Raw genomic sequence first — 15,986 nt, forward strand, 5'->3', positions numbered from 1 at the left:
TTTAAGTCACAATTAAAATAAGTTAAGATTTTAAATGATAAAAATTGAAGAAGTAAAAAATACTAAAAAAAAAATTTCTTCATTTGTTAATGAGACAGAATTAATAAATTCAAACTTATCTAAAAAACTCGGGATAGATTTAAAATTAAAATTAGAATTAAATCAGCCGATTGGTGCTTTTAAGATTAGAGGAGCCATGAATGCAATTCTAAATCTATCTGATCAATATAAAGGGGTAACTTGTTGTTCAACTGGTAATCATGGAAAAGGAGTTGCTTATGCTGCGCAAAAACAAAATAAAAAAGCAGTAATTTGTATGTCTGAAAATGTCCCAACTAATAAAATTGAAGGGATTAAAAAACTAGGCGCAGAGGTTAAAATACAAGGTTCATCTCAAGATGAGGCTGAAGAAATAAGTTTAAATTTAGCAAAATCTAATAGTTTAAAATATATATCTCCTTTTGATGACTTAGATGTTTTAAACGGACAAGCAACAATTGGTTTAGAATTATTTGAACAAGACCCAGATATTAAAAATGTATTAATTCCTCTTTCAGGTGGTGGGTTAGCTGGAGGGATTGCAGCTGTTTTGAAACAATTAAATCCTAATATAAAAGTTTATGGAATATCAATGGAAAATGGTGCTGCTATGTATCAATCAATTAAGAAAAATGAGCCATCATTAGTAAAAGAATTTATTAGCCTTGCAGACTCGTTGCAAGGTGGAATTGGCCTATCAAATAAATATAGTTTTAAACTTTGTCAGAAATATCTAGATGATATTATTTTGGTCAGCGAGCAAGAAATTTATAAAGCATTACAAGAAGTTTATTATGTAGATAATATTATTTGTGAGGGAGCTTGTGTAGTTGGGGTTGCTGCATTGATGAATAACAAAATCAAAAATTTAAATGGCTTAACCTCAACTATTATTACTGGTAAAAATATAGATCTTGATCTACATAAAAAAATTATAGAAGGTAAAGATATAAAAATGGGAGACTTAACAATTAGTGGTTCATCTTATGTCCAATAAAATTTTTATATTATCTGAAAAGGAAATAAAAAGTTTAATTCATCTTGACTTAAATTTAGTTGCTGAAATAGAAAAAGCGTTTGTAGCGCTTGCAAAGGGAGAGGTAGAAATGCCTCCAATTCTATCAATGGAAATGAAAGATCAACGAGGTGAAGTAGATGTAAAAACTGCTTATATCAAGAATTTTGATGGGTTTGCTGTAAAAATAAGTCCTGGTTTTTTTAATAATCCATCTTTAGGTCTTCCAAGTTTAAATGGATTAATGGTTTTATTTTCTTCTAAAACCGGTTTGGTTCAATCCTTGTTATTAGACAATGGTTACTTAACAGATATTAGAACTGCAGCAGCAGGAGCTATATCAATAAAATATTTATCCAATAAAAATAGTAAAAGTTTAGGAATTATTGGATCAGGATTACAGGCAAGACTACAAGCACAAGCAGCATGCTTGGTCCGAAAATTTGATACCATTACTGTTTGGGGACGAGATCAGTTAAAAGCTCAAAAATGTGCTGAAGATATCAAAAGCAATACTAACATAAATTGTAAGGTAGAATTAAATATTGAAAAAGCAGTTAAAGAAAATGAAGTATTGATAACGACTACCCCTAGTAAAGAATATTTAATAAAACAAAGTTGGTTACAACAAGGTCAACATATTACAGCCATGGGATCAGATAATTCTGAAAAAAATGAAATTGATCCAAATATTTTTAAATCAATAGATCTATTTGTGCCAGATCGAAATTCACAGTCCAAAAAATTAGGAGAACTAAGAACAGCTATAAAAGAAAATATTGTGAAAGATAATGAAACCTTTCCTGAACTTGGTAACATTATTGTTGATCCAAATTTAGGAAGATCTGATGAAAATCAAATTACTTTATGTGATTTGACTGGAACTGGAGTTCAAGATACAGCTATTGCAACTTTAACCGATAAATTGGCTAAAGAAAAAAATATAGGAAAGATTATAGAAAATTAAGCTTTAGCTTCTTCTATTACTTTTGCAATCGAACTAATTAAAATATCTACTTCAGACTTATTAATACATAGTGGTGGCGCTAAACCTAAAATGTCCCCTTGCGGCATTGCTCTTGCTATAACGCCATTACTTAATAATTGTCCTGCAAGTGTTGGTCCAAATTTTTTACTTGGATCAAAAAATTTATGAGCTTTTTTATCTTCAACTAATTCTATAGCTCCTAATAAACCCTCACTTCTAACTTCTCCTACATGTGGAAGATCTGCAATTTTATCTTTTAATTGAGCATTAAAATAAGGTCCAACCTCATTAACGTTATCTAAAATATTCATTTGATCAATTAATTCTAAGTTAGCAACGCCTGCAGCTGCACAAATCGGGTGAGCTGAATAAGTCCAGCCATGACCAATTGGACCAAACTCGTCTGTTCCTTTTTCTAAAACTTCCCAAATTTTTTCTGAAAAAATAGATCCAGATAATGGTGCATAAGCAGAGGTTAATCCTTTAGCAATTGTTATAATATCAGAGTCTATTTGATAAAAATCAGAACCAAACATTTTACCTAATCTTCCAAAGCCAGTTACAACCTCATCGGCGATAATTAAAATATCATTTTCCTTTAAGATAGGCTGAATTTTTTCCCAATATCCTTTTGGAGGAGGAACAATTCCACCTGTTCCTAACATTGGTTCTGCAATAAAAGCTGCAATATTTTCAGCGCCTTCCTTTTGAATTAAAGATTTTAATTCTTCAGCACAATGTTCTGAAAATTGTTCTTCAGTTTGCTCTAAATTCTTTCTTCTAAAATAATAAGGGGCTTCTGTATGAATGATATTATCAATTGGAAGATCAAATTTCTTATGAAATATATCTAATCCAGTTAAGGATCCAGTTGCAAGACCTGATCCATGGTACCCTCTCCATCTTGAGATAATTTTTTTCTTATTAGGTCTTCCTAAAATATTATTGTAATACCAGACAATTTTAATATTCGTCTCATTTGCATCAGATCCACTTAAACCAAAATAAACTTTAGACATATTTTTGGGTGCTCGATCTAAAATCATTTTTGAAAGTTTAATGGATGCCTCTGTACCATGCCCTACATATGCATGATAATAAGACAATTGATGTGCTTGCTTTGAAATTGCCTCAGAAATTTCTTTTCGACCATAACCAACATTCACACAATATAATCCAGCAAACCCATCTAAATATTTTTTGCCATCACGATCAATAATATAAACCCCTTCGCCTTCGGTAATAATTCTACTAGGAGCATCTCCTCTTGCGTGTTGTGCTAGGTGTGTTGATGGATGAAAGAAATTTTCTCTATCCCATTCAGCAAGTTGATCATTTTTTAACATAATTCGTGTTTAGACCTTATTAATCAAAAAATATAGAAAAAAATTAAATTTTAATTAGTTTTTTCTATGGTCTCTAATAGATGATCAATATCTTTTTGTTGGGTATTCCAAGCAGTTACTAATCTTACAGTCTTTCCTTCAAAATCTTCATCATTCATTTCATAACCATTTGAATTTAAATTTTCAATCATATGTCTTGGAAATTTTACAAATACTTCGTTTGCTTCTGTTGGGTAAACTAATTCTATATCTTTGTGTTGATTTAGACTTTCACTTAACTTTTTACCCATGTCATTTGCATGTTTTGCATTTTTTAACCAAACATTGTTTTCTAAATAACCATCTAATTGCGCTGAAACAAAACGCATTTTAGACAACAAATGCCCTGCTCTTTTCATTAAAAAAGCTGTATTACCTACTAACTCTTTTTTAAAAAACACAATTGCTTCTGCTGCAAAACATCCGTTTTTCGTTGCTCCAAAAGATAATACATCAACCCCTGACTTCCATGTCATTTCTGCTGGAGATGCATTAAGAGAAACTAATGCATTCGCAAATCTTGCACCATCCATATGTAAATTTAGATTGTGTTTATGAGTAATTTCTGCAATTTTTTTAATTTCATCTAATTGATACACTTCACCAGTTTCACACACTTGAGTAATGCTTACTGAAGATGGTTGGGTATGGTGAACTATCCCCTTTCCTCCTATAGATTGATCTAATTCCTCTGGTGTTAGTTTCCCCATAATCCCATTTAAAGTAACAAGTTTTCCTCCCCCTGTATAAAATTCAGGTGCACCACATTCGTCTAAATTTATATGAGATAATCTATGACAATAAATATTTCCAAAAGATGGTGTCATCGTTGATAATGCTAAAGCATTAGCGGCTGTTCCTGATGCGGTTGGAAAAACAATAACTTCTTTTTCAAATATTTCTGAAAATTTGTCTTGCAAATCTTTTGATATGGGATCATTTCCATAAGGCGTACTATCACCTTCGTTTGCTTTTATAATTGCTTCCAATACTTCAGGACAAGCACCAGCAACATTATCAGAAGCGAACTTCACTCTCTTTCTCTTGGTTTGTATTTTAGGCATTAGTTTCCTGACAAATTTTTATTTTAATTCTTAAAATAAAATTAATTATATAATATCCTGATAAGCTAATACTGTTATGATTAAAATAATGACTAATTCCATAATTTGCTAAATTTTTTATGAATACTATATCACTGTTTTGGAAAATAATCTTTTAATTCACCTTCACGGTAAACATCTGCAGTGCAACAATGAAGTCCTCCACCAAATGCATAAGCATCTCTAAGTTCAACAGGGACTACTTCCATCCCTAATTTATCTAGTTGCTCTGCTTGATAAACTTCACTTTTCTCAACACAAACTGTTTTAGGATCTAAAACTAAAACATTCATTGATAACCATGTTGAAGAATAACATAGTGGTGGTGGTTCGTTGTGAGCTGGTTGAGCACTATCAACAATTTCCCATCCATTATCTTCAAAAAGTTTTCTTTGTTCTTTTGGCAATCTTCTTTGAGGATTGTTGATAATTAAACCTTCTTTAATTGGGGTAAAGGTTGCATCTATGTGAATAGGATATGGATCTCCTGGAAAATTTACTGCATGTACTCTGTGATCTTTATAATGTCTCTTTAACCAATCAATTCCTTTTAAATTAGTTGTAAAACCATGTTGCACAACCAAATCTTTTCCAAATCTCAATACATCTGCCGCATCAAACAATGGCTCTTCTTCAGTAGTTACAAAATATTTTTTCTCAGTCCACTCTAATCTTTTTTGAACACCAATTTTATCTGATAGATAATCTTTTCTATAATCTGCATCTGTTAGTCTTGGTTTTGGAGCAGACTCGTGTCTCATGTTAGGATCTTGATTATAATAATCTTTAAGAAGTGGTCGGTAACATAAATATTCAAACCAACGACATCGATAACTCATTGTTGCTTCTAAAATTTCATTACCAACAGTTAACAATACATCTCTTGGGGGCATACAACCAAACATAGTTTCTGCTTCCCAGTCAGGTGTTGATGTCTTTTGATTAAAATCAATTGGTGTTGGTCGATCAACTTTAATGCCTCTTTCTTGAAGCATGTTTGAAAAGTTGTCTAACAATTCATTTGCTTTATCGACAGTGTCTTTGGTTCTTGGACCAAACTGACCTCGCATATCACTATCTTCAGGAACTTTTGCATCCAATGCTGGCTCTGGTGCCGGTATACAAGTACCATCCGCTCTTCCAACAATAACGTGTTTTAACGGATCCCACTCATTCCAACTATTAACAATAGTTTTATTCTCGCTCATAAAGATTAGTTTTTTATAATATTATGCTCAGGCCCGAAAGGAAATTTTGTAATATTTTCTGCTCCATCTTTACCTATTACTAAAATATCGTGTTCCCTATATCCACCAGCACCAGGATTACCCTCTGGGATCATAATCATTGGCTCCATAGACACCACCATATTTTCCTCAAGAACAGTATCAATGTCTTCTCTTAATTCTAAACCAGCTTCTCTTCCATAAAAGTGAGAAAGCATACCAAACGAATGACCATAACCAAATGTTCGGTACTGAAGGTAACCAAGTTCTGCAAACAATTCATTTAGCTCATTACAAATATCTGAACATTTAACACCTGGTTTAATTAATTCTAATCCTCGCTTATGAACTTTAACATTTGCTTCCCAAGCTTTAAGCGATGCATCATCTGCATGATCCAAAAACAAAGTTCGCTCCAATGCGGTGTAATATCCCGAGATCATAGGGAAAGTATTTAAAGATAAAATATCTCCTTTAACTAATTTTCTATTAGTTTTTGGATTGTGAGCTCCATCTGTATTGATACCAGATTGAAACCATACCCAAGTGTCCATGTACTCTGCACCTGGATAACTTTTAACGATCTCCCTTTCCATTCTATCTCTTGCTGCTATTGCTACTTCAATCTCCGTGTTATCTTCTCTAATATTTTTAGCTATTTCTTCACCACCAATGTCTGCAATCCTTGCACCATTTCTAATGATCTCAATTTCTTCATCAGATTTAATCATTCTAAGTTTCATTAGATCATTTGAAACATCACTAAATACAGAGAAAGTAAAAATAGATCCAATTTTGTCTCTCATATCTAAAGTGACATGATCATTTTCAATTCCAATGTTTTTTGGAGGCTCATCTCTTCCAATAATTGATACAATTGCTCTTAAAAAATTATCTCTCTTCCAATCAGTATAAATAACATTATCACAATGGGATCTACGCCATGGTTGACTTGCATCAATATTGGCTGAAATTGTTGAAATTTTATTTTGAGTAATGACACACCCGTATGGTCTACCAAATGAACAATAAATAAAACCTGTATAATATGCAACGTTGTGCATGGATGTTAAAATAACCATATCAAGATTATTTTTATCCATTACTGATCTAAGTTTGCTTACTCGATCGTTATATTCTTTATCTGTAAATGGTAATTTTACTTTTTCACCATTTTTAAGTTCAAAAAAATCTGGTCTTTCCATAAACTAATTTAATGCTATGTGTCTCTTATTCCATCTATTCCACCGTATAATCAAACTATAATAGATCAAAGACATAAAAATAAAAAAGCCACCAATAATTGTATTAGTAGAGGGAACTTCGTTTATTCCTAAAATTGGAAGCCATACCCAAAAAATACCTCCAACTACTTCTGTTAATGACAATAAAGTTAATTCTGCAGCTGGAATAGCTTTAGATCCAATCGAATATAAAATCAGTCCAAAACAAACCAAGGTCCCATGCAAAGAAAATAAAGCTCCATTATAACTGGTTGCAAAAATTACTTGACCTTTACTAAGGATCATAATTGAAGCAAATACAAAGCAAAAAAACCCCGCAAAAGCAACTGTCGTAAATTTAGGAGTTTCTTTTCTCCAACGTAACGAAACTGAAAAAACTGAAAATCCAATTGATGAAGTTAGACCAAAAACAAAACCTACTAAAGAATTTTGGCCAGAATTGCCAATCGCCATTATTACAATTCCGATGGTAGCTATAAAAATTGCAATCCAAACACTGATTGAAATTTTTTCTCGTAAAAACAAAAAGGCCAACAAAGCAGTGAAGAATGGCATTGCTGCTAAACATAATAGAGTAACCGCAGCACTAGTGTTGGTAATTGAATAAATAAAAGTAATCATAGCTATTCCAAGGCCAGACCCACCCACTATTCCTGAAATACCTATTTTAAAATAATTTTTGTAAAAACTTTTTCCTTCCTCAAAAAATAAATACAAATTTAATAAAATAAATATGGTTAAACCTCTACCAAATATATATTGCCATGGCACTTGTTGAGGATTATCCATATATCTAACTACTAAAGGTCCAAAAGACCATAATAGACCTGCAAAAAGAACTATCGGGATAGCCAATCTATGGTTTTTGAGCTCTAGCATTTGAGGAAATCTAATTCTAAAAAGATCTTTCTACAACAAAAATACGTTTCTAAATCAAAGATTGATTAGAATGGTTGGGGAAAAAACAATCTAAGATATCCCCTTTTTTAAATTTTGATTTTCCTGCTGGCAACAAAGACCAAATGTTTGATTTAACAAAAGATTTAACTCTAAAAGACTCTTGTCCTTGTAAAATTTCAACTTCTATTTTTCCATTTTTAGTTGTGCTTAGTTTACTTTTTGCAAATCTTGTAAAATTTTGTTTTTTAGAAAAACTATTTTTTAAAATAGCCTTGATAGGCTGTTCTTCATTTAATCCTAAAATACTTTCCATAAAAGGAATAACAAAAAATCTAAAGCAAGCAGATGATGACATTGGATTTCCTGGAAGACCAAAGATTGCTTTTTGTTTTCCTTTAATTTTAGCAAATAAAATTGGTTTTCCAGGTCGAATTGCTACACTTTTAAAATAATTTGATAATTTAAATGTCTTAACAACACTTGGAATATAGTCATATTTTCCTGCAGATACAGCGCCTGAAGTTATCAATATATCCGTATTACTATTTATAAGTTTTTTAATTTGAGATTTATAAATATTTTGATGGTTGTCTCTAAGTATGCCACCATTTTTAAAATTGAATAAAAAGTTTTCTTTTAGATTTTTGATATAATGACTATTAGAGTTTCTAACTTTCCAATTTGGGATATCGTCTTGGTTTGTAATTTCGTTTCCTGTTGAAAAAAATAAAATATTAATCTTCTTTTTAACTTTAATTTTTTTTATTCCCAAAGTTTTAAAAGCTAAAATATAATTTGGTTGAATAATTGTGTTTTTTTTAACGACAATTTCACCTTTTTTAAAGTCTGAACCTGCAAATCTTACATGATTAAACTTTTTAATTTTTTGATTAACTAAAATGTATTTTCTATTATTTTTATTTGGATAAAAATTAATCTGTTCTATTGGAATAATTGTATCAAAACCCTTGGGAATTAATCCACCTGTCATTATTTCAATAGCATCATATTTTTTAATTTTTTTATTTAATGATTTTGTTCCTGCAGCAATCGATCCAATTATTTTAAATTTTTTTGGTGAATTTTTTTTAATTCCATTTGTATCTCTTGAATTCACTGCAAATCCATCAAATGCAGCGTTATCTCCTGCTGGATAATTAATCTTTGAATAAATGTTATCAGATATCACTCTATTAAGAGAGTTTTCACTAGATATAGTTTCATCTTTAATTTTAATTTTTGCTTTTTTTAAAATTTTCTTAGATTGATCGTAACTAATCATTTTTTTAATAATTCTTTAGCTTGTTCTAAATCTTCTTTTGTATTGATATTAAAGAAAGGATCTTGATTTGGAAACTCCATATTAATTGTCTTAACACCAATACTATTAGCCCACAATTCAACTTTACGCGCTCCTTTTTCTAGATCATTTTCTAATTGATCTAATATATTCATCGACCACAAGCCAAAAATGTTATGCCTAGTATTGTTTGATTTTATAAAAAATAAGCTACTTTCATTTTCATCAATTTGATTGATAAATTCCTTTAAAATTTCTTTTTTAAAAAAGGGAGTATCTGCTGGAAAAGTTGCTATCCATTGATAGTTTTTATTGTGATCTTTGACCCATTTCATTGCTGAAAGAACTCCACCTAAAGGACCAAGATTTTTTTTTATATCTCCAATTAATGAAATTTTATCTGAATTAGTAAATTTAATTGGGTTATTAGATACTATTAATAATTCCTTAAATTGATCAATTATTTCTGCCAAGATGTAATCAATTAATATTTTGTCAGCTAACAATATCTGAGATTTATCCTCACCAAACCTTTGTGACTTACCGCCTGCTAGCACTGTTCCTAAAATATTGTTATGATCCATCTATAAAATATAAAACATTCAAAGTTGAATTAAAGAAATTAAATGGATTTAAGAATTTTAGAAATCGCGTCTCGTACAGAAAATAACAAAATTTTAGAAAACTTTACTCATAAATCAAAAAACAAAAATCCAATTTGTGGAGATGAGATGGAAATAAGCTTAATTGTCAAAGATGAAATAGTAAAAGATATGGGTTATCAATGTAAATCTTGTATTTATTGCCAAGCCTCAGTCAGCTTATTATCTAGAAAAATTAAGGATAAAAACCTAAAGGAAATAAAAGATTTTGTTACAGCTAGTGAAAAATTGTTTGAAGATGTTAAAGTAAGTTTAGAGAAACACTGGAAAGATTTTAAGGAAATTTTAGACAAAAAAAATCTTTCAAGAAAAGAATGTTTGCTTTTACCTTTAAGAACTATTGTTAAAGCATTAAAAATTTAAATGATCAAAATCACAAAACCATTATTACAAAAAGCATTAATTGCAGGTTTTTTTTCAACAATCACTATAGGAGTGCTTACAGTATTAACTTACAAAAGTACGCTTGGATATTTTATTGCGGCATCATTTGGCTCATCCATGGTTTTGTTATTTGGTTTTCCTGAAAGTCCTTTTGCTCAGCCGAAAAATGTTTTCTTTGGACATTTGTTAACTGCCTTAGTAGGTGTGTTATTTGTAAATTTTATACCACTTCCAATTTATATAAGTATTGCATTTGCAGTAGGTATTGGAGTGTTCTTAATGATTTTATTAAATGTTGTTCATCCTCCTGCAGGAGGTAATCCAATTATTGTAATTATTGGAAGTGCTTCTTATGATTATTTAATTAATCCAATTATTTTTGGATGCATCATAATTTTGTTATTGGCCATCATAATCAATAAATATTTATTACAAAAAAACTATCCTCTAAAATAATTTATGAACTCAAAATATAAAGTTTTAAAATTTTCATCTAATAATTTTAAAAATGTTGAAGATTTAATTTCAATTGAAGAACCACTAGAAATTTCTTTAAAATACAAAGAGGAAAATAAATGGGTTGAACAAACTTTGTCTATTACTATGAGAACACCTGGTAATGATGAAGATCTTGTAAGAGGATTTTTATTTAATGAACAAATTGTAAAAAGTATAAATGATATTGATAGTATTGAAAGTTATGGGGATAAAGTAGGTCAATATAAAATTCAAAATAAAATATTAGCTACTCTTAATAATTCTGAAAATGTAAATATATCAAAAATTAAGCGAGATTTTTTAACTAATTCTTCTTGTGGTGTTTGTGGAAAATCTTCGTTGGATGCACTCGAGATAATTAAAACTACTAAGACAAATGCTTTAGAACCTAAAATTTCAAAAGATGTAATTATCCAATCACCTGATATTTTAAGAGAAGGTCAGTCTGAATTCAGCAAAACTGGAGGTATCCACGCAAGTGGTCTATTTAATAGTGATGGAAATTTGATATCTCTTAGAGAAGATGTTGGAAGACATAACGCTTTAGACAAGCTAATTGGTTCTGCTTTAGAAAAGCAGCAATTTGATCCAAAACACCAATTTATTACCTGTTCTGGAAGACTTAATTTTGAACTAGTTCAGAAGGTTTTGATGACTGATATTGGTATTATGATCGGAGTTGGTGCGCCAACAAGTCTTGCTATCGATTTAGCTAATAAGTTTGACATTACCCTCATAGGTTTCGTAAAGAGAGACAGTTTTAATATTTACACAAATAACAAAAAAGTTAAGGTGGAATAATTAAAAAAGGGAAATTGTGTCAAAAAACATAAGTAATTTATCTGGAAGAATAGGCTTAAAAGACAACCTATTTAAGCAAATTTCAGAGAATACTTTAAGTGAAAACCCTCAAGATATTAAAGAAATTGCAAAAAAACATAACCTTGGAGTTTCAACACTTCACGGCGCTGAATCTTTTTATGAATTTTTAAGACCTTCACATAGAGAAAAAAAAGCTTTCGTATGTAACGGTAGTGCATGCATGTGTGCAGGTACACAGGACAAACTAAAAGATAAATTAAAAGAAAAATTAGGTGATGACAAAGTTGGAGAAATGTTTTGTCTAGGTCACTGTTATGAAAATCACGCATTTCACTATGATGGTGAAAATTATGCTGGAAAAGATATTGAAAAGATTGATCAAATTTTAAAAGGTGAAGAAATAGAACAAGATAAATTTTTCTCTAAAAGTTACGCAACAACAAGTTTTTTAATGGATGATAAATTATCATCAACAGATCAATTCAAAGATCAATTAAGCAAATTTTTAAAAACAGATAAAAAGGATATTGTAAAATCATTATTAGACTCAAACCTTACAGGAAGAGGTGGCGCAGGTTTTCCAACAGGAATGAAATGGGATTTCTGTAGTAAAGCAAAGGGTGATAAGAAATATGTTATCTGTAATGCAGATGAAGGTGACTCAGGAGCTTTTTCAGACAGATATCTGTTAGAAGATCAACCACTAAAAGTTATTTTTGGAATGGTAATGTGTGGATTTGTAATTGGAAGTGATGAAGGAGTTCTATACATCAGAGGTGAGTATCCAAAATCGATTGAAGCGATCAATGGATGTATTAATGAACTTAAAAAATTAAATCTATTAGGTGAAAATATTTTAGGAACAGATTTTTCTTTTGATCTTGGAATTTGTATCGGTCAAGGCGCATATATTTGTGGAGAAGAGACAGCTTTGATAGCTTCCATTGAAGGACGAAGAGCTGAAGTAGATGTAAGACCTCCCTTTCCAGTTACTGAAGGATTATATAAAAAACCAACCGTAGTTAACAATGTTGAAACTTTAGCCGCTGCAACTGGAATTTTATTAAATGGATCAAAAAAATTTTCTTCAGTGGGAAATAAAAAATCAGCTGGAACAAAATTAGTTTGCTTAGATAGTTTCTTTAATAATCCTGGTGTTTATGAAATTGATATGGGGACACCAATGAAAAAAATATTTAATGAAATTGGTGGTGGATACAAAGAACCTGTTAAAGCTTTTCAAATAGGTGGACCATTAGGTGGTGTTGTTCCTTTGAGTGAAATAGAAAATTTAAATTTAGATTTTCAAGAGTTTACAGCAAAAGGTTTTATGTTAGGTCACGCAAGTGTAGTTAGTATTCCAAAAGATTTTCCAATGTCTGAATACATTCATCATTTGTTTGAATTTTCTGCAGAAGAATCTTGTGGAAAGTGTTTTCCTGGAAGACTTGGATCTTACAGAGGAAAAGAAATGTTTGATCAAGCTAAGAAGAAAACGGCTAAAATTCCTTTAAAATTACTAGAAGAGTTGTTGGTTACTATGCAAAAAGGCTGCTTATGTGCTCTATGTGGAGCGATCCCAACTCCAATTCAAAACATCCTAAAATACTTTGGCGATGAAATGAAAAATGATATGGTGAAAGATAATTAATGAGCTCAGAGAAAAGAAAAATTGCTTATATTGATGGAAAACCTTATGAAATAGGTCCTAATCATACATCTATTTTAAAATTTGTTAAAAGCTACGTTGGTGAAAAAAAGGTGCCAACTTTATGTGATGACCCTAACTTAGCACCCTATGGAGCTTGTAGAGTTTGTTCGGTTGAAGTTGCGTTAGAAAAGGACGGGCCAACTAAAGTAGTTGCATCTTGTCATACGCCAGTTGCTGAAAACCAACACATATTTACTTCAAACGAGGCATTAACAAGTCTTAGAAAAAATATTGTTGAGTTAGTTTTAACTGACCACCCTATGGAATGTGATACTTGCGAAGTAAATAATAACTGTGAACTTCAAACAGTTGCAAATGATTTGGGTGTTGCTGATCATAGATACAATAGTCCTAAGCAACACAAAGGAATTCCAAGAGATACTTCTCATGATTACATGAGAATGAATTTAGATAATTGTATTAACTGTGGAAGATGTGTCAGAGCTTGTGATGAAATTCAAGGATCATTTGTTTTAACAATGAGTGGTAGAGGATTTGAATCTAGAATTACAACAGACAACGATATGATGTTTGGAGATAGTTCTTGTGTATCATGCGGAGCTTGTGCTCATACATGTCCAACGGATGCAATTTCAGACGTATTCCAATCTAAGTCTGCAGCTGTAGACAAAAAAGTTAGAACAACTTGTTCGTACTGCGGTGTTGGTTGCAACTTAGAAGCATCCATCAAAGATGATAAAGTAATTGCAATAGACACTCCTAAGCAAACTGAAGTAAATGCTGGTCATACATGTATCAAAGGAAGGTATGCATTTAGTTTTTATGATCACCCAGACAGACTTAAAACTCCATTAATAAAAAGAAATGGAAAGTTTGAAGAAGCTAGTTGGGATGAAGCATATGATTTTATCAAAAAAGAAATGAATAGAATTACAAAAGAAAATGGACCGGATGCTTTTGCTGGAATTTCTTCTGCAAGATGTACAAACGAAGAAAACTATGTTTTCCAAAAAATGATTAGAGCTACTGTTGGAACTAACAGTGTAGATTGTTGTGCAAGAATTTGTCACTCACCTACTGCTTGGGGTATGCAGCAAACATTTGGGACAGGCGCTGCAACTAACTCAACAGAAGATATTTATCATGCAGATTTATTTTTAGTTATTGGTGCTAACCCAACTAATGCTCACCCAGTAACTGGAGCAAAAATTAAACAGCAAGTGATGAAGGGTAAAAAATTAATTGTCCTTGATCCAGTGACAACTGAATTAGCTAAACTTGCAGATTATCATATCAAACTTAGACCTGGAACTAACGTTGCAGTTCTAAATATGATGTTACACTTTATTATTAAATCAAAACTTTATAATGCAGACTTTGTTAGAGATCGAACAGAAGGCTTTGATAATTTCTTAAAGGAAATTGAAAGACAAGATGTTGATCAATTAGCAAAAGTTGCAGGTGTAGATAAACAATTGGTGAAAGAAGCAGCAATTGCCTATGCAACAGCTAGAAATTCAATGGAATTCCATGGATTAGGAGTTACTGAACATGAACAAGGTTCAAAAACTGTGATGTTAATTGCTGATTTAGCAATGATTACAGGAAATATTGGAAGAAAAGGAGTTGGTGTAAATCCACTTAGAGGTCAAAATAATGTACAAGGTGCTGCAGACATGGGTTGTCAACCACATCAAGGAGCAGGTTACTTTCCAGTCGATAAAGAAGAAAACCAAAAATTTTATACTGAAAAATATGGTGTAACTCACCCTACTAAAGCTGGTTTAAAAATACCTCAAATGTTTGAGGCTGCAATTAATAAAGAGCTAAAAGGCTTATGGATTATTGGTGAAGACATTGTTCAAACAGATCCAAATAGTGCCCACGTTGTTGAAGCAATGAATTCATTAGAACTATTAGTTGTTCAAGAAATATTTATGAGTGAAACTGCAAAACTTGCAACTGTAGTTTTACCTGGAACTACTTTCTTAGAAAAAGATGGAACATTTACAAATACTGAGAGAAGAATTCAAAGAGTTAATAGAGCAGTTCCTCCACTACCAGGTACAAAGCCTGATGGATTAATTGTAACTGAGATGATGCAAAAATTAGGTTTTGATCAGCCATCCTATGATGCTGATCAGGTTTTAGAAGAAATTGCCGATATTGTTCCTTTCTTTAAAGGAGTAACAAGAGAGAGACTTGGAAAATTTGGATTGCAATGGCCAGTTAAAGAAGATGGAACAGACACAAAAATTTTACATACTGAAGAATTTAAACTTGGTAAAGGTAGATTGAAAAACTTTGATTGGAAAGAATCTAGTGAGATAGAGGCTAATCAAAAAGATTATCCCTTAATTTTAACAACTAGTAGAGTTTTACAGCACTACAATGCAGCAACAATGACAAGAAGAACAAAAAATATAAACATTGTTGATGAAGATGTTTTATTAATTCATCCAAAAGATGCAGCTCATAGAGATTTAAATACGGGTGATATTGGAAGATTATATTCTGGACGAGGAGAAGTTGCTTTAAAAGTTGAAGTAACAGATAAAGTTAAAGAAGGAATTGTATTTACAACATTCCACTTTCCAGAACACATGGTTAACATGGTAACTGGTCATGGAAAAGATGAAGAAACAATGTGTGCTGAATACAAAGTTTCATCTGTAGAAGTTCAAAAAATTTCTAATCAATTTAAAACAGAAGTTAAGCCAAAAGAACATCAAGCTGAAGTTAGTTAAT

14 protein-coding genes are annotated in these 15,986 nt (G+C 31.2%); 7 read left to right on the forward strand and 7 right to left on the reverse strand.

Annotation, left to right across the window (positions count from 1 at the left end; all coding sequences use genetic code 11):
- Positions 1-34 precede the first annotated feature (34 nt).
- Positions 35-1,036: a pyridoxal-phosphate dependent enzyme gene (locus ACQY31_RS02830; protein WP_428080652.1), complete on the forward strand. Its 1,002-nt coding sequence runs from the start codon at positions 35-37 to the stop codon at positions 1,034-1,036.
- Positions 1,026-2,021 (forward strand): cyclodeaminase, encoded by a 996-nt coding sequence (locus ACQY31_RS02835; RefSeq protein ID WP_428080654.1) that lies wholly within the window; start codon positions 1,026-1,028, stop codon positions 2,019-2,021. Before ACQY31_RS02830 ends, ACQY31_RS02835 begins: the two co-directional genes overlap by 11 nt.
- On the opposite strand, the gene ACQY31_RS02840 is transcribed toward ACQY31_RS02835, so the two are convergent.
- From ACQY31_RS02840 to mobA, 7 genes are all read right to left on the reverse strand, one after another.
- The gene (locus ACQY31_RS02840; protein ID WP_428080656.1) at positions 2,018-3,388 is read right to left on the reverse strand and encodes an aminotransferase; all 1,371 of its coding nucleotides are present in this window, start codon (positions 3,386-3,388) and stop codon (positions 2,018-2,020) included. The two genes, ACQY31_RS02835 and ACQY31_RS02840, sit on opposite strands and share 4 nt — an antisense overlap.
- A gap of 50 nt (positions 3,389-3,438) precedes the next feature.
- On the reverse strand, positions 3,439-4,491 hold the full coding sequence (locus ACQY31_RS02845) for a threonine aldolase family protein (RefSeq protein WP_428080658.1): 1,053 nt from the start codon (positions 4,489-4,491) through the stop codon (positions 3,439-3,441).
- Positions 4,492-4,622: 131 nt separating this feature from the next.
- A complete protein-coding gene (locus ACQY31_RS02850; RefSeq protein ID WP_428080660.1) occupies positions 4,623-5,738 on the reverse strand; it encodes a serine/threonine protein kinase in 1,116 nt (371 codons plus the stop codon).
- Positions 5,739-5,743: 5 nt separating this feature from the next.
- Positions 5,744-6,961 (reverse strand): aminopeptidase P family protein, encoded by a 1,218-nt coding sequence (locus tag ACQY31_RS02855; protein WP_428080662.1) that lies wholly within the window; start codon positions 6,959-6,961, stop codon positions 5,744-5,746.
- A gap of 3 nt (positions 6,962-6,964) precedes the next feature.
- Positions 6,965-7,879 carry a DMT family transporter gene (locus ACQY31_RS02860; protein WP_428080664.1) on the reverse strand — a complete coding sequence of 305 codons (915 nt, stop codon included), beginning with the start codon at positions 7,877-7,879 and terminating at the stop codon, positions 6,965-6,967.
- A 49-nt stretch (positions 7,880-7,928) separates the two neighbouring features.
- A complete protein-coding gene (locus ACQY31_RS02865; protein WP_428080666.1) occupies positions 7,929-9,182 on the reverse strand; it encodes a molybdopterin molybdotransferase MoeA in 1,254 nt (417 codons plus the stop codon).
- Positions 9,179-9,784 (reverse strand): molybdenum cofactor guanylyltransferase, encoded by a 606-nt coding sequence (gene mobA / locus ACQY31_RS02870; protein WP_428080668.1) that lies wholly within the window; start codon positions 9,782-9,784, stop codon positions 9,179-9,181. The genes ACQY31_RS02865 and mobA overlap by 4 nt, the downstream gene beginning before the upstream one ends.
- A 42-nt stretch (positions 9,785-9,826) precedes the next feature.
- Here mobA and ACQY31_RS02875 point away from each other — a divergent pair, with 42 nt between their 5' ends.
- From ACQY31_RS02875 to fdhF, 5 genes are read left to right on the forward strand one after another with little or no spacing between them, the layout of a single operon-like run.
- Positions 9,827-10,225 carry an iron-sulfur cluster assembly scaffold protein gene (locus tag ACQY31_RS02875; RefSeq protein ID WP_428080670.1) on the forward strand — a complete coding sequence of 133 codons (399 nt, stop codon included), beginning with the start codon at positions 9,827-9,829 and terminating at the stop codon, positions 10,223-10,225.
- Complete coding sequence (locus ACQY31_RS02880; RefSeq protein WP_428080672.1) at positions 10,226-10,702, forward strand: HPP family protein; 477 nt, start codon at positions 10,226-10,228, stop codon at positions 10,700-10,702.
- 3 nt (positions 10,703-10,705) lie between these two features.
- Positions 10,706-11,545 carry a formate dehydrogenase accessory sulfurtransferase FdhD gene (fdhD, locus tag ACQY31_RS02885; RefSeq protein WP_428080674.1) on the forward strand — a complete coding sequence of 280 codons (840 nt, stop codon included), beginning with the start codon at positions 10,706-10,708 and terminating at the stop codon, positions 11,543-11,545.
- A 16-nt stretch (positions 11,546-11,561) separates the two neighbouring features.
- Positions 11,562-13,217, forward strand: coding sequence for an NADH-ubiquinone oxidoreductase-F iron-sulfur binding region domain-containing protein (locus ACQY31_RS02890; protein WP_428080676.1), 1,656 nt, complete (start codon positions 11,562-11,564; stop codon positions 13,215-13,217).
- Complete coding sequence (gene fdhF / locus ACQY31_RS02895) at positions 13,217-15,985, forward strand: formate dehydrogenase subunit alpha (protein WP_428080678.1); 2,769 nt, start codon at positions 13,217-13,219, stop codon at positions 15,983-15,985. The genes ACQY31_RS02890 and fdhF overlap by 1 nt, the downstream gene beginning before the upstream one ends.
- The last annotated feature ends 1 nt before the right edge of the window (position 15,986 follow it).

Origin of the sequence: Candidatus Pelagibacter sp. (genome assembly GCF_965262185.1) — a bacterium.
In the GTDB taxonomy this organism is placed as follows: Bacteria; Pseudomonadota; Alphaproteobacteria; order Pelagibacterales; family Pelagibacteraceae; genus Pelagibacter.